Source organism: Microbacterium pollutisoli (assembly GCF_053586795.1).
The window spans coordinates 1-18,685 of sequence record NZ_JBNYWT010000001.1; the positions used below are offsets into that span (position 1 = coordinate 1).

Here is an 18,685-nt window from a genome sequence, read left to right on the forward strand (position 1 = left end):
ACTGACCACGCGTCACCAGACACGCCGCATCTCTGCCCGGTCACGGCGAACGACGAAGCGCCCGCCGGACAGACCAGCCCGACGGGCGCTTCACCCTGCCCGCTTGACAAAACGAGTTACATATCAGTCGACCAGCGACCCCCACGTCTTCGCACCGACGATCCCGTCCGCCGTCAGGCGCTTGGCCTTCTGGTAGGCGATGACCGCCGCCTTCGTCTTGGCGCCGAACGCGCCGTCGACCACAAGCGAGTAACCCTCGGCGCGCAATTCGGTCTGCAGCGCCTTGACCGCCGCACCCGACGACCCAGACTTCACGGTGGGCAGCACGGCCGGCCACGTCTTCGGGCCGGCGATGCCGTCGGCGGCCAGCTTGCGCGACTTCTGGAACTTCACCAGCGCCGCCTTCGTCTTCGCGCCGAACACGCCGTCGGCGGCCAGGCTGTATCCGCGCGCGGCGAGCGCATACTGCAGCGTGCGCACGGCGGCCTTCTTGGTGCTGCCCTGGGCGATGGTGGGGAACGAGGTCTCCGTCGCCTTCGGCGGCGTGGGCACCGACTGGCCGGTGAGCTTCTTGTAGTAGGTGCCGATCGCGCTCTTCGCGCCGACGTACTCGAAGTGCATTGTGTCGTGCTTGGTGTAGTGGCCACCCCAGTAGAAGCCCGCGTTCATCCACATCTTCACCACGGCCGGCGGGATCGTGCTGCGGAAGGTGTAGCTGTGCGGGTTCTGGTTCCAGTTGATGTCGACCGCGCGGCCGTAGGCGTGGTTGGACGGGGTCGTGGTGCCGCCGATGTAGCGGCAGTTGTACCCGCCGGTGCTGGCCGGGTCCATCGTGTAGCCCATCTTCTTGGTGCGGGTCAGCAGCTCCCGCACCAGCGCGGCAAGCTCGGTGCGCACGGTCACCCGCACGCCGCCGGCCGACACCGTCGTCGTGGCCACGTTGCACCGCGGACCGGGCTTGGTCACCTCGGCGGCGTCGTTGAAGCCCACCGGGTGGGCGCGGTAGGTCATGACCGCCTTGGGGTAGTCGCTCTCCTTGTAATTGGTGGCCGACGCGGCCGTGGGCGCGAGCGTGAGCGCGAGGGTCAGAGCTGCGCCGATGGCGACGAGTCTGCGCGCGGTGGTGCCGGTCTTCATGGTTCCTCCGATCGGTGGTGGCCAGGTCAGGCTAGAGTCGACGGTCCTCGGCGGTGAATGGGCAGTTCTCCCCACGTCCCGCGTATCGTGGAGGCCATGTCGATGGATGCCGGAAACTCCGACGAGCGCCGTGAAGATCTGCTGTCGGCACTCGAGGTGATCGAAGGGCAGCCGCTGAGCGAGCGCGCCGCCGCCTACGCCGCGCTGCACGACGAGCTCGCCCGACGCCTGGAGTCGGGGCCGCGCGACCTGCCGGCATGACGACCCGCCTCGACGCCGCCGTGGCCGCCCGCGGTCTCGCCCGCTCGCGCACGCACGCCGCGCAGCTGATCGGTCAGGGGCGGGTGAGCGTCGACGGGACCGCCGTGGTCAAGCCCGCCGCGCGCGTGGCCGACGACGCGGTCATCACCGTCGCCGGCACCGACCACTATGTGAGCCGCGCGGCACACAAGCTGATCGCCGGGATCGACGCGTTCGGAATCGACCCCGCCGGCCGGACGGCGTTGGACATGGGCGCCTCGACCGGCGGGTTCACCCAGGTGCTGCGCGAACGCGGCGCCGACCCGGTGCTGGCCGTCGACGTCGGCCACGGGCAGCTGGACCCGGCCATCGCCGTCGACCCGGCCGTGATCGCCGTCGAGGGCTACAACGTGCGGTACATGACCGCCGACAGCCTCGCCGAGGCGACCGGCATCCGCACCGCGCCGACGCTGGTCACCGGAGACCTGTCGTTCATCTCGCTCACCCACGTGCTGCCGGCCGTGGCCGAAGTGGCCGCCGACGATGCCGACATCGTGCTGCTGGTCAAACCCCAGTTCGAAGTCGGACGCACCGGCGTACGCGAAGGGCTCGTCACCGACCCGGTGCGCCGGGCCGACGCGGTCGCCGGCGTGCTGTGGGCGGCGTGGGATGCCGGGCTGGGCACGTTCGGTCTCATCGACTCGCCGATCGTCGGCACGCACGGCAACGCCGAGTACGTGGCGTGGCTGCGTCCACAGGTGAAGGGCGAACCCGCCGGCAATCCGACAGAATGGATGGGCACGGTGAACCGACTGGCGGGAGCTCCATGACCAGTGCCCCACGCAACATCCTCGTGGTCGCGCACGCCCATCGCGACGACACCGTCGCGGCGGCGCGGCGGGTCATCGCGGCGTTGCACGCCGCCGATGCGTGCCCGGTGGTCCCGGGGGACGATCCCGCGCTGCTCGAGGCCCTGCGCAGTCTCGACGTGCGCCTGCTGGGCTCCGACGTCGCCGTCGCCGACATCGAGGCGGCCATCGTGCTCGGCGGTGACGGCACGATCCTGCGGGCGGCCGAGCTGGTCCGCGACGGCACCGCTCCGGTGCTCGGCGTGAACATGGGCCACGTCGGGTTCCTCGCCGAGACCGAACGCGACGACATGGACGAAGCCGTCCGCCGGGTCATCGCCCACGACTACGAGGTCGAGGAGCGCCTCGCGCTGCAGGTGCGGGTGAAGGACTCCGCCGACGCGGTCGTCTACGAGACGTGGGCGCTGAACGAGGCCACCGTCGAGAAGGCCAGCCGGGAGCGCATGCTCGAGCTGGTCATCGAGATCGACGGGCGGCCGCTGTCGACCTTCGGGGCCGATGGCATCGTCGTGTCGACGCCCACCGGATCGACCGCCTACAACTTCTCCGCCGGCGGACCGGTGATCTGGCCGACCGTGCAGGCGCTGTCGGTCGTCCCGCTGTCCGCCCACGCGCTGTTCGCCCGGCCGCTGGTCGTCGGGCCCGAGCACGCCGTCGCGATCGAACTGCTCGAACGCAACCTCAGCGCCGGCGTGCTGTGGTGCGACGGCCGCCGCTCGCACGACCTGGCGCCGGGCGCGCGGGTGGTCGTGCGCCGGTCTGAGCGGCCGGTGCGCCTGGCCCGTCTGCACCCGGCCGCCTTCACCGACCGGATCGTGAGCAAGTTCCACCTGCCCGTCGAGGGCTGGCGCGGCCCGGGGGCGAAGACCACGACGCTGTCGACGATCCCGGCCTCGCCCGACCGGAGTGCACCGTGATCGAGCAGATCCACCTGCGCGACCTGGGCGTCATCGCCGAGGCCACCCTCCCGATCGGACCCGGGTTCACCGCGATCACCGGTGAGACCGGCGCCGGGAAGACCATGGTCGTCACCGGCCTCGGCCTGCTGCTGGGTCAGCGCGCCGACTCGGGCGCTGTGCGCTCCGGCGCCGCACAGGCGGCCGTCGACGGCGTGTGGCTCGTGCCGGAGCAGGGGCCGGTGGCCGACCGCGTGCGCGACGCCGGGGGAGAGGTCGAACCGGTCGGCGACGGCCGCGCTGAGCTCTACCTGGGGCGCGTGCTGTCCAGCGAGGGGCGCAGCCGGGCCACGGTCGGCGGCCGCACCGCCCCGGCCGGGGTGCTCGCCGACCTCGCCGACCAGCTCGTCGTCGTGCACGGCCAGTCCGACCAGCTGCGCCTGCGCTCGGCGGCCGCCCAGCGGGACGCCCTCGACCGGTTCGGCGGGGCGCCCCTCGCCGAGGCGCTGGAGCGCTACCGTGCGGCGCACGAGCACCACCGCACCGTCGCCGAGCGGCTGCACCGGCTCACCGCCACGCGCGACGACCGCGCCCGCGAGGCCGACGAGCTGCGTGCCGCGCTCACCGAGATCGAACAGCTCGATCCGCAGCCGGGCGAAGACGTCGAACTGGCGCAGCGCGCCGAACGGCTCGCCAACGTAGAGGAGCTCCGGCAGGCGGCTGCCCTGGCCCACGCCGCCCTTTCCAGCGACGACGACCAGCCCGACGTGCAGGGACTGCTCGGCGACGCGCGCCGGGCGCTCGAACGCGCCGCGCACAGCGACGAGACCCTCGCCGGCTTCGCCGCTGTGCTCGAGGAGATCGGGTACCGCGTCGCCGACGCCGCCGGTGACCTCAGCGGCTACCTGGCCGACCTCGACGAGTCGGGTCCGCACGAGCTTGCCGCCGTCGAGGAGCGTCGCGCGGCGCTGAACGGCCTCATCCGCGCCCACGGTACCCTCGCCGCCGCGCTCGAACTGCGCGAGATCGGCGCCGCGCGGCTGGCCGAGCTCGACGACGACTCCGACACCATCGAGCGGCTCACCGACGAGGTCTCGGCCGCGGCATCCACTCTCGACGACGCCGCCGCGGCACTCACCGCCGCCCGCACCGCCGCCGCCGAACGCCTCGGCGCGCAGGTGACCGAAGAGCTGCGCCACCTCGCGCTGCCGGACGCGCGCGTCGACGTGCGTGTCGCCCCCACCGCCGAGAGCGCCGCCGGCCGGGACGAAGTGACGATCCTGCTCGCGCCGCACCCCGGTGCCGAGCCGCGACCGGTCGCCCGGGGCGCATCCGGCGGGGAGCTCAGTCGCGTCATGCTGGCGATCGAGGTCGTCATCGCGCAGACCGACCCGGTGCCGACCTTCGTCTTCGACGAGGTGGATGCCGGGATCGGCGGCGCCGCGGCCATCGAGGTCGGGCGGCGCCTGGCACAGCTGGCGCAGAGCAGCCAGGTGATCGTGGTCACCCACCTCGCGCAGGTCGCCGCGTTCGCGACCAACCACCTGAGCGTCGTGAAATCCGGCGACGGCTCGGTCACCGCCTCCAGCGTCCGCGTGCTCGAAGGCGCCGAGCGCGAGGCCGAGATGGCGCGGCTGCTGTCGGGCCTGAGCGACTCCGACACCGCCCTCGAACATGCCCGGGAACTGCTCAGCCTCGGCGCACCACGACTGATAGGATGAAAGCCCGTGACGGACACTTCTGAATCGGGCCTTCTTTCCCACGACACCACCAAGCACATCTTCGTGACGGGCGGTGTCGTTTCCTCATTGGGCAAGGGTCTGACGGCCGCGAGCCTGGGCAATCTGCTCACCGCACGCGGCCTGCGGGTCGTCATGCAGAAGCTCGACCCCTACCTGAACGTCGACCCCGGGACGATGAACCCGTTCCAGCACGGCGAGGTCTTCGTCACCGACGACGGCGCGGAGACCGACCTCGACATCGGCCACTACGAGCGGTTCCTCGACATCGAGCTGAGCCAGGCCGCCAACGTCACGACGGGCCAGATCTACTCGCAGGTCATCGCCAAGGAGCGCCGCGGGGAGTACCTCGGCGACACCGTGCAGGTGATCCCGCACATCACCGACGAGATCAAGCGCCGCATGCGCCTGCAGGCCGACGAGACGCCCAAGCCGGACGTCATCATCACCGAGGTCGGCGGCACCGTCGGCGACATCGAGTCGCAGCCCTTCCTCGAAGCCGCCCGCCAGCTGCGCCACGAACTGGGCCGCGACAACGTGTTCTTCGTGCACGTGTCGCTCGTGCCGTTCATGGGCGCCTCGGGCGAGCAGAAGACCAAGCCCACGCAGCACTCCGTCGCGGCGCTGCGCCAGGTCGGCATCCAGCCCGACGCGCTCGTGCTGCGCAGCGACCGGCCCGTCAGCGAGAGCAACCGCAACAAGATCGCGCTCATGTGCGACGTCGACGTCGAAGGCGTCGTCAACACGGTCGACCTGCCCAGCATCTACGACATCCCCTCCACACTGAACGAGCAGGGGCTGGACGCCTACATCGCGCGTCGCCTGGGGCTGGCCGCCAAGGCGAACGAGGTCGACTGGACCCGCTGGAACACGGTGCTGCAGGCCGTGCACAACCCCAAGCACGAGGTCACCATCGGCCTGGTCGGCAAGTACATCGACCTGCCCGACGCGTACCTGTCGGTCACCGAGGCGCTCAAGGCAGGCGGGTTCGCGCAGGAGACGAAGGTGCAGATCACCTGGATCCCCTCCGACCTGTGCGAGACGCCGGAGGGCGCCGCGAAGGCGCTCGGCGGCATCGACGGCATCGTCGTGCCCGGCGGCTTCGGCATCCGCGGCATCGAGGGCAAGCTCGGCGCGCTGCGCTTCGCGCGCGAGCAGGGCATCCCCACCCTCGGCATCTGCCTGGGGCTGCAGTGCATGGTCATCGAGTACGCGCGCAACATGGCCGGGCTCGAGGGGGCCTCGTCGACCGAGTTCGACCCCGACACCGAGCACCCCGTCATCGCGACCATGGCCGAGCAGGTGGACATCCTCGACCACGGCGACCTGGGCGGCACGATGCGCCTGGGCCTGCAGGAGGCCGTGCTCGAGCCGGGCTCGCTCGCCGCCGAGGTCTACGGCTCGACCCGCGCGTCCGAGCGGCACCGCCACCGCTACGAGGTCAACAACAAGTACCGCGACCAGATCGCGGCCGCCGGCCTCGTGTTCTCCGGCATCCAGCCCGAGCGGAACCTCGTCGAGTACGTCGAGCTGCCCCGCGACGTGCACCCCTACTACATCGCCACGCAGGCCCACCCCGAGCTGCGGTCGCGCCCGACCGAGGCCAACCCGCTGTTCCGCGGGCTCGTGGCCGCGGCGCTCGAGCGTCACCGCGCGAGCGAGCTGTTCGACGTCGACAATGACTGACCCCGGCGCCGACCTGCTGCGTGACGACCCGCTCGAGGTGGAGATCACCGGCAGCGAGACGGTGTTCGAGGGGCGGGTGTGGAACATCCGCCGCGACCACGTGCGCTACGGCGACCAGACGCTTGTCCGCGAGTACATGGACCACACCGGCGCGGTCGCCGTCCTGGCGCTGGACGACGAGGACCGTGTGCTGCTGATCAAGCAGTACCGTCACCCGGTGCGCGTGCGCGACTGGGAGATCCCCGCGGGGCTGCTCGACGTCGCCGAGGAGGACCCGCTCCCCGCCGCCCGCCGGGAGCTGGCCGAGGAGGCCGACCTGGTGGCATCCACCTGGCACACCCTCGCCGAGTTCTACACGACGCCCGGCGGCAGCGACGAGGCGATCCGCGTCTACCTCGCGCGGGACCTGGCCGCCGCGCCGGCGGCCTTCGCGCGGTCGGCGGAGGAAGCCGACATCGAGGTGCGCTGGGTGCCGCTGGACGAGGTCGTCGACGCCGTGCTCGACCGGCGCGTGCAGAACCCGTCCCTCGTGGTGGGCGCGATGGCCGCGCACCTGGCGCGCTCGCGCGGCTGGCAGACCCTCGCCCCCGCCGACGCGCCGTGGCCCCGGCGCTCCCGCCCGGTCGGCGCGGCGCGGCCGTGAACCTCGACCGCGCGATCGATGCCTACCTCCGGCACATCTCGGTCGAGCGCGGACTGTCCGAGCACACCGTCGCCGCCTATCGCCGCGACCTGGCCGGCTACGCCCACTGGCTCGGCCTGCGAGACGTGCGCGACGTGGATGCCGTGACCCCGACGCTGGTCGCGGACTTCATCGCCGACCGCTCCGGCGCCGAGCCGCCGCCGGCGGCGACTTCACTCGCCCGCCTGCAGTCGTCGGTGCGCGGGCTGCACCGCTTCCTCGTGCGGGAGCAGCACACCGCCGAGGACCCCACCGCGCGGCTGCGCCCGCCCAAGACACCGCAGCGCCTGCCGAAGGCGCTGACCGTCGACCAGGTGCTGGCGCTGCTCGACGCCGCCGGCCCCGAACCCGGCGATTCCGTCGACGCCGACCCGCTGCGGCTGCGGGACCGCGCCCTGCTCGAGCTGCTGTACGCGACCGGGGCGCGGGTGTCCGAGGTCGTGCAGCTCGACGTCGACGACCTCGCGCACGGCGACGTCGTGCGGGTGCGGGGCAAGGGCGCGAAGGAGCGGATCATCCCCGTCGGCTCCTACGCGCGCGCGGCCGTCGAGGCCTACCTCACCCGTGTGCGGCCGGCGCTGGCCCGGCGCGGCACGGCGACGCCGCGCCTCTTCCTCGGCGCCCGCGGCGCCCCGCTGTCGCGGCAGAGCGCATGGCTGATCATCCAGCAGGCCGCCGAGCGCGCCCGGCTGACCGCGCACGTGTCGCCGCACACGCTGCGCCATTCGTTCGCGACCCATCTGCTCACCGGAGGCGCGGACGTGCGCGTCGTGCAGGAGCTGCTCGGTCATGCGTCGGTGGCCACGACGCAGATCTACACCCACGTGACCGTCGACGCGCTGCGGGATGTGTACGTCACCTCGCACCCGCGGGCCCGCTGAGCGGCCGCGGCTCCCGATTCCACAGACACCGTCGCGCCGCCCCCGGTGTGGACCGCGGCGTGACTAGAATCAGTAGGCGAAATGGTGAAGGCAGGAGAGCCGGTGGCGGGCAGCAAGCAGGGCACGGCCAAGCCCGCGAAGGGCGACACGCCGATCGGTCCCACCGGGCGTCCCTATCAGGGTTTCGCCACGCCGCCCAAGCTCGACGGGCACGGACCGGCGCGCATCATCGCGCTGTGCAACCAGAAGGGCGGCGTCGGCAAGACGACGACCACCATCAACCTGGCCGCCTCGCTCGCGCAGTACGGACGCAAGGTGCTCGCGGTCGACTTCGACCCGCAGGGCGCCCTGTCGGCGGGCCTGGGCATCCCCACCCACGACATCCCCACGATCTACGACCTGCTGCTGGACACCAAGCGCGACCCGCGCGAGGTCATCGTCTCGACCGCCGTCGAGAACCTCGACGTGATCCCGGCGAACATCGACCTGTCGGCCGCCGAGGTGCACCTGGTCAACGAGGTCGCGCGGGAGACGATCCTGTCGCGCGTGCTGCTGAAGGTGAAGGACGACTACGACGTCATTCTCGTCGACTGCCAGCCGTCGCTGGGCCTGCTCACCGTCAATGCGCTGACGGCGAGCCACGGGGTGCTCATCCCGCTCGAGTGCGAGTTCTTCGCGCTGCGCGGGGTGGCGCTGCTGATCGAGACGATCGACAAGGTGCGCGACCGGCTCAACCCCGCCATCAAGCTCGACGGCGTGCTGGCCACCATGTACGACGCGCGCACCCTGCACTCGCGCGAGGTGCTCGAGCGGGTCGTGGACGCCTTCGGCGACGATGTGCTCGAGACGGTCATCGGCCGGACGGTCAAGTTCCCCGACGCGTCCGTGTCCGGGGTCCCGATCACGAAGTTCGCGCCCGAGCATCCGGCCGCCCAGGCCTACCTGCGGCTGGCGCGGGAGCTGGTCGCACGTGGCGCCGTCGCCTGACGACGCGGCGTCGTCGCCCGAAGAGCACCCCGCCCCCGAGGGCGCCGAGCCGGTGGAGGGCACCGAGCCGACCGAAGGGGCGGAGCCGGCCGAGGGCGCCGAGCCCGCGGCATCCACGTTCACCGTCACGCTCGAGGGCTTCGACGGCCCGTTCGACCTGCTGCTGAACCTCATCTCGCAGCACGAGATGGACATCACCGAGGTGTCGCTGAGCAAGGTCACCGACGAGTTCATCTCCTACCTGCGCGGCCTCGACGAGGCCGGGCTCGAGCAGGCGTCGGAGTTCCTCGTGGTGGCCGCGACGCTGCTGGACATGAAGGTCGCGGGGCTCCTGCCGCAGGGCGAGCTCGTCGACGCCGAATCGGTGGCGCTGCTGGAGGCCCGCGATCTGCTGTTCGCGCGGCTGCTGCAGTACCGCGCCTTCAAAGAGGTCTCGGCGTGGTTCGCCCGCTGCCTCGAGCGCGAGGACCGCCGGCATGTGCGCGCCGTGCGCCTCGACGAGAAGTACCGCCGGGCGGTGCCGGAGCTGGTGTGGACGCTGTCGAAGGAGGACTTCGCCGCGCTCGCCGTGCTCGCGTTCACACCCAAGGAGATCCCGCACGTCGGGCTCGACCACCTGCACGCGCCGCTCGTGTCCATCCGGGAGCAGGCGGCCGTCGTGGTGACGCTGCTGCGGGATGCCGGAAGCCTCAACTTCCGGGAGCTGATCGCCGGGGTCGCGCAGCCCGGCATCGTGGTGGCGCGGTTCCTCGCCGTGCTCGAGCTGTACCGGCACGCCGCGCTGTCGTTCGAGCAGCTCGAGCCGCTCGGCGAGCTGACCCTGCGCTGGACCGCCGAACGGTGGTCGGAAGAGAACCTCGCGACTCTGGGAGCCGACTATGACCGATGACGCCGCAGCCGCCGCCCACGCCACGGCCGCCGACGACGAGACGCCGCAGCGCTCGCACGACCCGGTCGACGTCGCACGTCGCCTGGAGGCGATCCTCCTCGTCGTCGACGAGCCGCAGAGCCTCGTGGCGCTGGCCACCGCGGTCGGCGCCCCGGTGCCGGCCGTGCGCCAGGCGGTCGAAGGCCTCGTCGCCGACTACGACGGCGAGACCGGCGGCCCGCGCCGCGGGTTCGAACTGCGCGAGGTCGGCGGCGGCTGGCGCCTCTACGTGCGGGAAGAGCACGACGACCTCGTCAGCGAGTTCGTCAACGCGCAGGCCCCCTCGCGCCTGTCGCAGGCGGCCCTGGAGACCCTCGCGGTCATCGCGTACAAGCAGCCGGTGAGCCGCAGCCAGGTGGCGTCGATCCGCGCCGTGAACGTCGACTCGGTCGTGCGCACCCTGGTCGCGCGCGGGCTGATCACCGAGGCGTTCACCGACCCGGAGACCGGCGCCATCAACTACAAGACCACCGACGCGCTGCTGACCCACTTGGGCATCAACTCGCTCGACGAGCTGCCGCACATCTCGCCGCTGCTCGACGACGGCGCCGACGGGTTCGAAGGGGAGGTCCTGCCGTGACCGATACCGAAGGCGTCCGGCTGCAGAAGGTGCTGGCGAACGCCGGCGTCGCCTCACGGCGCGTGTGCGAGCAGTACATCGTCGAGGGTCGGGTGCGTGTCAACGGGCAGGTCGTCACCGAGCTCGGCACACGCGTGGACCCGGCATCCGATCTGATCGACGTCGACGGCACCGCGATCCAGCTCGACACGAGCAAGCGGTACGTCATGCTGAACAAGCCCACCGGCGTCGTCTCGTCCATGAAGGACGAGCAGGGGCGTCCCGACCTGCGCCGGTTCACGAAGGACTGGGACGAGCGGCTCTACAACGTCGGCCGGCTCGACGCCGAGACCAGCGGGCTGCTCGTGCTCACCAACGACGGCGACCTCGCGCACGTGCTCGCCCACCCGTCGTTCGGCGTCACCAAGGTCTACATCGCCCAGGTCTCCGGGCGGGTCACGCCGGCCACCATCGCGAAGCTCACCCGCGGCATCGAGCTCGACGACGGCCCCATCGCTGCCGACAAGGCGCGGCTGCTCGACGTCTCGGGCGGGGTGAGCCTGGTCGAGCTCACGCTGCACTCGGGCCGCAACCGCATCGTGCGACGCATGATGGCCGCCGTCGGACACCCCGTGCGCGAACTCGTCCGCCGCCAGTTCGGCCCGCTGCACCTCGGGACGCTGCCGGCCGGGAAGACCCGCGAGCTGACCGCCGCCGAGCGGGGCGCGCTGCTGACCCTGTCCCGCACCGAGCACGCATAGTCGCCGCCGGGCGGGCAGCGCCCAGGTGCGGCCACTAAACTGGTCCGCGGCGTGCCGCACTCGCGGGCGTCCTGCGGATCCCGTCCCCGGCGACCGCCCCGTCCCCGAGAGCGAGCCACCCCGTGACCGAACCTTCCCGCGCCGCCCGTACCCGCGGCGTCGTGCGCGTCGTCGGCGCCGGCCTGCTCGGCTCGAGCATCGGCCACGCGCTGGGCCGGCTGGGTGTCGACGTGGCCCTCGCCGACGCGTCACCGTCGCAACTGCGTCTGGCCATCGACTACGGCGCCGGCCGGGCCGCCCAAGACGACGACCGGCCCGTGCTGATCGTGGTCGCCGTGCCGCCGGATGTGGTCGCCGACGTCGTCGAGCGGGAACTGACGACCTACCCCGACGCCGTGGTCACCGACGTCGCCTCGGTCAAGCTCGACCCGCTGCGCGCGCTGCAGGCCCGCGGCGTCGACCTGACCCACTACATCGGCTCGCACCCCATGGCCGGGCGCGAACGCGGGGGAGCGATCGCCGCCCGCGCCGACCTGTTCGTCGGCCGCCCGTGGGTCGTGTGCCGCGACCACGAGACCCCCGCCGCCGACCTCGCGCTGGTCGAAGGGCTGGCTCTGGACCTCGGCGCCATGCCGCTGGAGATGACCCCCGAGGAGCACGACCGCTCGGTCGCGCTCGTCTCACACGTGCCCCAGCTGGTCGCCTCGCTCCTGGCGGCCCGGCTCGTGGACGCCCCCGACGACGCGCTGCGTCTGACCGGCCAGGGCCTGCGCGACACCACCCGCATCGCCGCCTCGGCCCCCGAACTGTGGGTGCAGATCCTCGGCGCCAACGCCACCCCGGTCGTCGACGTGCTCGACGCGCTCGCCGACGACCTGCGTGGGGTGTCCGCGGCGCTGCGCGCGCCCGACAGCCCCGGTGCGCGGCGTGCGGTCGCCGACACCATCCGCCGCGGCAACGACGGCGTCGAGCGGCTGCCCGGCAAGCACGGCCAGAACCGCCGCTTCGAGACCATCGTGGTCATGGTCGACGACACCCCCGGTCAGCTCGGGCGCCTGTTCGGCGAGCTCGGCGACCTGGAGGTCAACGTCGAGGACCTGCGACTCGAGCACTCGCCGGGCGCCCAGTTCGGCCTGGCCGAGATCAGCGTCGTCCCGAACATCGTCCGCCATGCCGTCGACGGCCTCGAGGCCCGCGGCTGGAAGATTGCGAGCACCACCGTTGACTGACTCCTTCGAACCCGTCGCCGTCGCGATCGACGGCCCGGCCGGCAGCGGCAAGTCGAGCGTGTCGAAGCAGGCCGCCCGCGTGCTCGGCTACGGCTACCTCGACACCGGCGCCGCCTACCGCGCGTTGGCCTGGCATGTGCTGCGCCGTGGGGCAGACACCGCCGATGCACCCGCCGTCATCGCCGCGGCCGACGACTTCGACTACGCCATCTCGCTCGACCCCGACACCTACTGGGTGCGGGTGGGTGACACCGACGTCACCGATGCGATCCGGGAACCGCGCGTGTCGGCCGCCGTCAGCGGCGTGGCCCGGGTGCCCGAGGTGCGGGAGCGGGTGAACGCTCTGTTCCGCACCCTGGTCGCCGAGTCGCAGACGCCGGGAGTCATCGTCGAGGGGCGTGACATCACGACCGTCGTGCTGCCCGACGCGCCGGTGCGCATCCTGCTGACCGCGGCGCCCGAGGTCCGTGCGGCCCGTCGCAGCGCCGAGCTGACCGGTGAGGATGCCGGTGAAGTGGCCGCCGCTCTGCACCGGCGCGATGCCTCCGATGCGCAGGTCGTCGACTTCCTCAACGCCGCACCCGGCGTGACCGTGGTGGATTCCACCGAACTCGATTTCGCCCAGACCGTGGACGCCGTCCTCGACGTCGTCCGGGCGGGGACAGGAGCGCACCGTGGCCGGTGACGAAGAATACGCAGGCGGTCCCGACCGCCTCGAAGAGAAGCTCGCCGACCTCGACGAGACGCTCGCCGAGCAGCGGGCGGCGGCACTGCGCAGCTCGTTGGCCGACTACGAGCTCGACGACGAAGACGCCGAGCTGCTGGCGGGTCTGACCGCCGGCGGCGAGGTCGTCGAGGTGCTGCCCGCGCTGCCGGTGGTCGCCATCGTCGGCCGCCCCAACGTCGGCAAGTCGGCCCTGGTCAACCGCATCCTCGGCCGCCGCGAAGCCGTCGTCGAAGACACGCCGGGGGTCACGCGCGACCGCGTCACCTACAAGGCCGAATGGATGGACCGGCAGTTCACGCTCGTCGACACCGGCGGGTGGGAGCCCGACGCCCGCGGCATCGACCGCTCCGTCGCCCTGCAGGCCGAGGTCGCCATCGAGCTGTCGGACGTCGTGCTGTTCGTCGTCGACGCCATGGTCGGCGCGACCTCGACCGACGAGCAGGTCGTGAAGCTGCTGCGCAAGAGCGGCAAGCCGGTCTTCCTCGTCGCCAACAAGATCGACGACGCCCGCCAGGAACCCGAGGCCGCGGCCCTGTGGAACCTGGGGCTCGGCGAACCGCACCCCATCTCGGCGATCCACGGACGCGGCGTGGCCGACCTGCTCGACGAGCTCATGAAGGTGCTGCCGACCGTGTCGGCGGTGGCCAAGCACGAGATCGGGGGACCCCGCCGGGTCGCGATCCTCGGCCGGCCCAATGTGGGCAAGTCGTCGCTGCTCAACAAGGCCGCCGGCGAAGAGCGCGTCGTCGTCAACGACCTCGCCGGCACCACCCGCGACCCGGTCGACGAGGTCGTCGAACTCGGCGGCAAGCTGTGGCGCCTGGTCGACACCGCCGGCATCCGTCGCCGCGTGCATCTGCAGCAGGGGGCCGACTTCTACGCCTCGCTGCGCACCTCGGCCGCGCTGGAGAAGGCGGAAGTGGCCGTCGTCGTGCTCGATGTCACCGAGTCGATCAGCGTGCAGGACCTGAACATCATCGACCTCGTGCTCGAGTCGGGCCGCGCGCTGGTGCTGGCCTTCAACAAGTGGGATCGCCTGAACGACCCGGACATGGACGGCGCGGACCGGCGCCGCTACCTCGAGCGCGAGATCGAGCAGGACCTCGCCCACGTCACCTGGGCGCCGCGGGTCAACCTGTCGGCACGCACCGGCCGGCACCTCGACAAGCTCGTGCCGGCGCTCGAGACGGCGCTCGAGTCGTGGGACCAGCGCATCTCCACCGGCAAGTTCAACGCGTTCCTGTCGGAGCTGGTCGCCGAGCACCCGCACCCGGTGCGCGGGGGCAAGCAGCCGCGCATCCTGTTCGGCACGCAGGTGTCGACCCGTCCGCCGACGTTCGTGCTGTTCACCACCGGGTTCCTCGACCCCGGCTACCGCCGCTTCATCCAGCGGCGTCTGCGCGAGCTGTTCGGGTTCGAGGGCACGCCCATCGTCACGAACATGCGGGTCCGCGAGCGGCGCCAGCGTTAGCGCGTCCCGACGCGAAAGTGGATGCCGGTGACCCCGGCATCCTGCTCACCCCTGTCGGGACGGGCGCACCATCGCTTGCCCAGGCCCGGATGGGGGCCCGACCCTCGCCGTGCGGGTGGTCGCGCACGGCGAGGGGGGCTGAGAGGTGGCGCCGGCCGGGTGCGGGGGATCGACCGGCGCCACAGGTTCGGGCGTGTCAGCGGACGATCACGCGCTCGAACCGGTCGGTGGGCACACCGCTGAAATCGACACGGCGGCCCGGGGTGGTGACCCGCGGCATCACGTCGCGGGTTCCGGTGTCCCGGAACCGCTGCAGCGCCCAGGTGCGCACGCCGGCATCCACCAGCCGCGTGGACAGGTCGGCCAGGCCGGTCTCGTCCACGGCGCCGGAGTGTACGGTGGTGCGCACCTCGAGGCCGAGGGGGCGGTCGGTGCCCTCGCGGCGGGCCTGTTCGGCGAGGACCAGTTCGAGGCTGCGCCACGCCTTGTCGCTCGCCCCGGGCCGGCCCACGACCTTCTCGTAGCCGGTCGCGGTGGCCTTCATGTCGAAGCCGATCCAGTCCACGAGCGGCAGCAGTGCCGGCAGCCGGCTCGGGTAGGCCCCGCCGGTGTGCAGGCCGATGCCGAAGCCGAGGTCGCGCACCGCCTGCACCGCCTCGCGCAGTGTGTGCTGCATGGTCGGTTCGCCGCCGGAGAAGACGACGCCGTCGAGCAGGCCCACCCGTCGGGTCAGGTGGGCCCACACGTCCCGCCAGGGCAGCGCGCCGGCGGCTCGCGGGTCGATCAGTGCGGGGTTGTGGCAGTAGAAGCAGTCCCACGGGCAGCCCTGCAGGAACACCGTCGTCACCAGCTTGTCCGGCCAGTCGACGCTCGACATGCGTGACATCCCCGCGACCTTCAGATCGATCGCGTCGCCGGCGCGCTGCGCGGTCATGCCGGCTGCACCACCTTCTGGTCGAAGTAGAGGCGCTCGGCCGCTTCCCCCTTCTTGCCGATGTTGAACGAGGAGATGGGGCGGAAGTACCCCATCACGCGGGTCCACACCTCGCACTCGGCGCCGCAGTCGGGGCACTGCTCGTGGTGGCCGGACACGTACCCGTGCTGCGGGCAGATCGAGAACGTCGGCGTCACCGTGATGTACGGGAGGCGGAAGCCCTCGAGGCACTTCTTCACGAGCGTCTTGCAGGCCGCGGCCGAGACCATCGCCTCGCCCATATACAGGTGCAGCACGGTGCCGCCGGTGTACTTGCCCTGCAGCGCCTCCTGCAGTTCCATCGCCTCGAACGGGTCGTCGGTGTAGCCCACCGGCAGCTGCGACGAGTTCGTGTAGTAGGGGTTGGCGTCGGTGCCGGCGTGCACGATCGCCTTGCCGAACCGGGCGATGTCGCTCTTGGCCAGCCGGTAGGTGGCGCCCTCGGCGGGGCTGGCCTCGAGGTTGTACATGTTGCCCGTCGCCTCCTGGAACTCGACCATCCGGGCGCGCACGTGATCGAGCAGGCGGCCCACGAGGTCGCGCCCTTCCGCGGAGGTGATGTCATCGGCATCCCGGGTGAAGTTGCGCACGAACTCGTTGAGGCCGTTGACCCCGATCGTGGAGAAGTGGTTGTCGAGGTTGCCCAGGTACCGCTTCGTGTAGGGGAACAGGCCGCCTTCGATGTGGTGGTTGATCGTGCGGCGCTTGGCCTCGAGCGTGTCGCGCGCGATCTCCAGCAGCTCGTCCAGGCGGCGGTACACCGCCTCTTCATCACCCGAGTGCACGAAGCCGAGCCGCGCGCAGTTGACGGTCACGACCCCCAGCGAGCCGGTCTGCTCGGCCGAGCCGAACAGGCCGTTGCCGCGCTTGAGCAGCTCGGTCAGGTCGAGCTGCAACCGGCAGCACATCGACCGGATCATGTGCGGGTCGAGGTCGGAGTTCACGAAGTTCTGGAAGTACGGCAGCCCGTAGCGTGCCGTCATGGCGAACAGTTCGTCGACGAGGGGGCCGTCCCAGTCGAAGTCCTTCGTGATGTTGTACGTCGGGATGGGGAAGGTGAATGCGCGGCCGTCGGCGTCGCCGGTGCTCATCACCGCGATGAACGCGCGGTTGATGACGGCCATCTCGTCGACCAGGTCGGCGTAGGTGAAGTCGCATACCGTGCCGCCGATGAGGGGATGCTGGTCGGCGAGGTCGTCGGGCACGGTCCAGTCGAAGGTGAGGTTGGTGAACGGGGTCTGCGTGCCCCAGCGCGAGGGCACGTTGAGGTTGAACACGAACTCCTGGATGGCCTGCTCGACCTCGTCGTAGGTGAGCGCGTCGAGCCGCACGAACGGCGCGAGGTACGTGTCGAACGAGCTGAACGCCTGTGCGCCGGCCCACTCGTTCTGCAGAGTGCCGAGGAAGTTCACCATCTGGCCGAGGGCGCTGGTGAGGTGCTTCGGGGGAGCGGACGCGATCTTTCCGGGGGCGCCGTTGAACCCCTGCTCGAGCAGCATGCGCAGCGACCAGCCCGCGCAGTAGCCGGCGAACATGTCGAGGTCGTGGATGTGCAGGTCGCCTTCACGGTGGGCGATACCGGCTTCGGGGGCGTACACCTCGTCGAGCCAGTAGTTGGCGACCAGCTTGCCGGCCGAGTTCAGGATCAGTCCGCCCAGGGAGTAGCCCTGGTTGGCGTTGGCGTTCACGCGCCAGTCGCCGCGCGACAGGTACTCGTCGATGGTCTGTCCGACGGCGACGGCGCGGGGCTGCGGACGGGCGGGCCGGGAGTCTTCTTCGGGGGTGCGCATGCGGTTCTCCTAGAGGGTTTCGAGTTGACTGCGTCCTTCCGACCACCGGTACGCGCGACCACTATATGTAGTGGTCTGTGGGATGAAGAAGCCCATATGTGGGGTTTGGCTACGTGGAAAATCTTCCGGACCTGTCCGGTTTGTGAGGGTGTACAGCCTCGCGTGTCGTGCGATGACATTCCCGCGGCCGGGTGTAGAGGCCGGCCGGTGACCGTGTGAGAGTCTGGAGGGGTGACGATCGTTCCCCCTGCCCCCGGTGAGCCGCGGCGCCCGCACGGTCCGCGTGATGCCGGGGACGCCTGGGTGGTCGCCGAGGACGGCACCCGCTACTGGGGTCGGTTCGGGGCGGCCGGGCTGTTGGCGGTGGATGCCGAGCGTGGCGTGCTGCTGCAGCATCGGGTGTCGTGGAGTCACTTCGGCGACACGTGGGCGCTTCCCGGCGGCGCACGGCACGAGGGGGAGTCCGCGTCTGACGGCGCGCTGCGCGAGTCCGCGGAGGAGGCCGGGGTGCCGCGTGAGGCGGTGGCGCCCCGGTTCATCAGCGTGCTCGATCTGGACATCTGGAGCTACGCCACGGTCGTCGCCGACGTCACCGCGCCGTTCGAGCCGGTGATCAGCGACCCCGAGAGTCGTGAGCTGGCGTGGGTGCCCGTCGACGCCGTGGAGTCGTACCCGCTGCACCCCGGATTCGCTGCGGCCTGGCCCGCACTGCGCTCCCTGCTGTCGGTGCGGCCGGTGGTCGTCGTCGATGCCGCGAACGTCGTGGGCTCGGTGCCCGACGGGTGGTGGCGCGATCGCGCCGGCGCCGCCGGGCGGCTGCTGTCCGCGGTCGCATCCCTCGCCGGGCGCGGGGTGGATGCCGGTGGCCTCGGCCTGGCGGGCGACACCTGGTTCCCGCAGTTCGAAGTGGTCGTCGAGGGCGCGGCGCGCGAGGTCGCCGACGTCGCGGGCGTGCAGGCGGTGCGCGCGGAGGGCCACGGTGACGATGCGATCGTCGCCGAAGCGGCCGCGCGGGTGGCGGGCGGTCATGACGTGACGGTGGTCACGAGCGATCGGGAGCTGTCCGAACGGGTGGCGGCCCTCGGCGCCCACGCCCGCTCGGTGTCGTGGTTGCGCGACCGGCTCTGACG

The 18,685-nt window shown here is 71.6% G+C and carries 18 protein-coding genes; 15 read left to right on the forward strand and 3 right to left on the reverse strand.

Translation table 11 applies throughout. From position 1 onward, the window contains the following. Window positions 1-123 precede the first annotated feature (123 nt). Complete coding sequence (locus ACQ143_RS00005) at window positions 124-1,137, reverse strand: peptidoglycan-binding protein (RefSeq protein WP_449568677.1); 1,014 nt, start codon at window positions 1,135-1,137, stop codon at window positions 124-126. Window positions 1,138-1,233: 96 nt separating this feature from the next. Here ACQ143_RS00005 and ACQ143_RS00010 point away from each other — a divergent pair, with 96 nt between their 5' ends. The 14 genes from ACQ143_RS00010 to der all read left to right on the forward strand — a co-directional run bounded on the left by ACQ143_RS00010 (window position 1,234) and on the right by der (window position 14,792). After that, the gene (locus tag ACQ143_RS00010; RefSeq protein WP_449568678.1) at window positions 1,234-1,398 is read left to right on the forward strand and encodes a hypothetical protein; all 165 of its coding nucleotides are present in this window, start codon (window positions 1,234-1,236) and stop codon (window positions 1,396-1,398) included. Continuing rightward, the gene (locus ACQ143_RS00015; protein ID WP_449568679.1) at window positions 1,395-2,207 is read left to right on the forward strand and encodes a TlyA family RNA methyltransferase; all 813 of its coding nucleotides are present in this window, start codon (window positions 1,395-1,397) and stop codon (window positions 2,205-2,207) included. Before ACQ143_RS00010 ends, ACQ143_RS00015 begins: the two co-directional genes overlap by 4 nt. Continuing rightward, complete coding sequence (locus tag ACQ143_RS00020) at window positions 2,204-3,163, forward strand: NAD kinase (protein WP_449568680.1); 960 nt, start codon at window positions 2,204-2,206, stop codon at window positions 3,161-3,163. The genes ACQ143_RS00015 and ACQ143_RS00020 overlap by 4 nt, the downstream gene beginning before the upstream one ends. Next, entirely contained in the window at window positions 3,160-4,863 is a 1,704-nt protein-coding gene (gene recN / locus ACQ143_RS00025; RefSeq protein WP_449568681.1) for a DNA repair protein RecN, read from the forward strand. The genes ACQ143_RS00020 and recN overlap by 4 nt, the downstream gene beginning before the upstream one ends. 6 nt (window positions 4,864-4,869) lie before the next feature. Further along, window positions 4,870-6,567 (forward strand): CTP synthase, encoded by a 1,698-nt coding sequence (locus ACQ143_RS00030; RefSeq protein WP_449568682.1) that lies wholly within the window; start codon window positions 4,870-4,872, stop codon window positions 6,565-6,567. Then, complete coding sequence (locus ACQ143_RS00035; protein ID WP_449568683.1) at window positions 6,560-7,210, forward strand: NUDIX domain-containing protein; 651 nt, start codon at window positions 6,560-6,562, stop codon at window positions 7,208-7,210. The genes ACQ143_RS00030 and ACQ143_RS00035 overlap by 8 nt, the downstream gene beginning before the upstream one ends. Next, the gene (xerD, locus tag ACQ143_RS00040; RefSeq protein ID WP_449568684.1) at window positions 7,207-8,130 is read left to right on the forward strand and encodes a site-specific tyrosine recombinase XerD; all 924 of its coding nucleotides are present in this window, start codon (window positions 7,207-7,209) and stop codon (window positions 8,128-8,130) included. The genes ACQ143_RS00035 and xerD overlap by 4 nt, the downstream gene beginning before the upstream one ends. Window positions 8,131-8,211: 81 nt before the next feature. Further along, complete coding sequence (locus tag ACQ143_RS00045; RefSeq protein ID WP_449568685.1) at window positions 8,212-9,117, forward strand: ParA family protein; 906 nt, start codon at window positions 8,212-8,214, stop codon at window positions 9,115-9,117. Further along, window positions 9,101-10,006, forward strand: coding sequence for a segregation/condensation protein A (locus ACQ143_RS00050; RefSeq protein WP_449568686.1), 906 nt, complete (start codon window positions 9,101-9,103; stop codon window positions 10,004-10,006). Before ACQ143_RS00045 ends, ACQ143_RS00050 begins: the two co-directional genes overlap by 17 nt. Then, a complete protein-coding gene (scpB, locus tag ACQ143_RS00055; protein ID WP_449568687.1) occupies window positions 9,996-10,625 on the forward strand; it encodes an SMC-Scp complex subunit ScpB in 630 nt (209 codons plus the stop codon). Before ACQ143_RS00050 ends, scpB begins: the two co-directional genes overlap by 11 nt. After that, the gene (locus ACQ143_RS00060) at window positions 10,622-11,365 is read left to right on the forward strand and encodes a pseudouridine synthase (protein WP_449568688.1); all 744 of its coding nucleotides are present in this window, start codon (window positions 10,622-10,624) and stop codon (window positions 11,363-11,365) included. Before scpB ends, ACQ143_RS00060 begins: the two co-directional genes overlap by 4 nt. A gap of 122 nt (window positions 11,366-11,487) precedes the next feature. Further along, window positions 11,488-12,594, forward strand: a complete 1,107-nt coding sequence (locus ACQ143_RS00065) for a prephenate dehydrogenase (protein WP_449568689.1) — start codon at window positions 11,488-11,490, stop codon at window positions 12,592-12,594. Next, window positions 12,587-13,279, forward strand: coding sequence for a (d)CMP kinase (gene cmk / locus ACQ143_RS00070; RefSeq protein WP_449568690.1), 693 nt, complete (start codon window positions 12,587-12,589; stop codon window positions 13,277-13,279). The genes ACQ143_RS00065 and cmk overlap by 8 nt, the downstream gene beginning before the upstream one ends. Next, entirely contained in the window at window positions 13,269-14,792 is a 1,524-nt protein-coding gene (der, locus tag ACQ143_RS00075) for a ribosome biogenesis GTPase Der (RefSeq protein ID WP_449568691.1), read from the forward strand. The genes cmk and der overlap by 11 nt, the downstream gene beginning before the upstream one ends. A gap of 196 nt (window positions 14,793-14,988) precedes the next feature. Here the strand turns inward: der and ACQ143_RS00080 are convergent, their stop codons facing one another. Further along, window positions 14,989-15,726: an anaerobic ribonucleoside-triphosphate reductase activating protein gene (locus tag ACQ143_RS00080; protein ID WP_449568692.1), complete on the reverse strand. Its 738-nt coding sequence runs from the start codon at window positions 15,724-15,726 to the stop codon at window positions 14,989-14,991. Further along, window positions 15,723-17,555, reverse strand: a complete 1,833-nt coding sequence (locus ACQ143_RS00085; RefSeq protein WP_449568693.1) for a ribonucleoside triphosphate reductase — start codon at window positions 17,553-17,555, stop codon at window positions 15,723-15,725. The genes ACQ143_RS00080 and ACQ143_RS00085 overlap by 4 nt, the downstream gene beginning before the upstream one ends. A 231-nt stretch (window positions 17,556-17,786) precedes the next feature. Between ACQ143_RS00085 and ACQ143_RS00090 the strand changes: the two genes are divergently transcribed. Then, a complete protein-coding gene (locus ACQ143_RS00090) occupies window positions 17,787-18,683 on the forward strand; it encodes an NUDIX domain-containing protein (protein ID WP_449568694.1) in 897 nt (298 codons plus the stop codon). Window positions 18,684-18,685 lie beyond the last annotated feature (2 nt).

What these genes read in the sequence shown, in the direction of transcription:
- ACQ143_RS00005 (WP_449568677.1), bottom strand. Translation starts at nt 1,137, where the DNA reads ATGAAGACCGGCACCACCGCGCGCAGACTCGTCGCCATCGGCGCAGCT.
- ACQ143_RS00010 (WP_449568678.1), top strand. Translation starts at nt 1,234, where the DNA reads ATGTCGATGGATGCCGGAAACTCCGACGAGCGCCGTGAAGATCTGCTG.
- ACQ143_RS00015 (WP_449568679.1), top strand. Translation starts at nt 1,395, where the DNA reads ATGACGACCCGCCTCGACGCCGCCGTGGCCGCCCGCGGTCTCGCCCGC.
- ACQ143_RS00020 (WP_449568680.1), top strand. Translation starts at nt 2,204, where the DNA reads ATGACCAGTGCCCCACGCAACATCCTCGTGGTCGCGCACGCCCATCGC.
- ACQ143_RS00035 (WP_449568683.1), top strand. Translation starts at nt 6,560, where the DNA reads ATGACTGACCCCGGCGCCGACCTGCTGCGTGACGACCCGCTCGAGGTG.
- ACQ143_RS00045 (WP_449568685.1), top strand. Translation starts at nt 8,212, where the DNA reads ATGGTGAAGGCAGGAGAGCCGGTGGCGGGCAGCAAGCAGGGCACGGCC.
- scpB (WP_449568687.1), top strand. Translation starts at nt 9,996, where the DNA reads ATGACCGATGACGCCGCAGCCGCCGCCCACGCCACGGCCGCCGACGAC.
- ACQ143_RS00080 (WP_449568692.1), bottom strand. Translation starts at nt 15,726, where the DNA reads ATGACCGCGCAGCGCGCCGGCGACGCGATCGATCTGAAGGTCGCGGGG.
- ACQ143_RS00085 (WP_449568693.1), bottom strand. Translation starts at nt 17,555, where the DNA reads ATGCGCACCCCCGAAGAAGACTCCCGGCCCGCCCGTCCGCAGCCCCGC.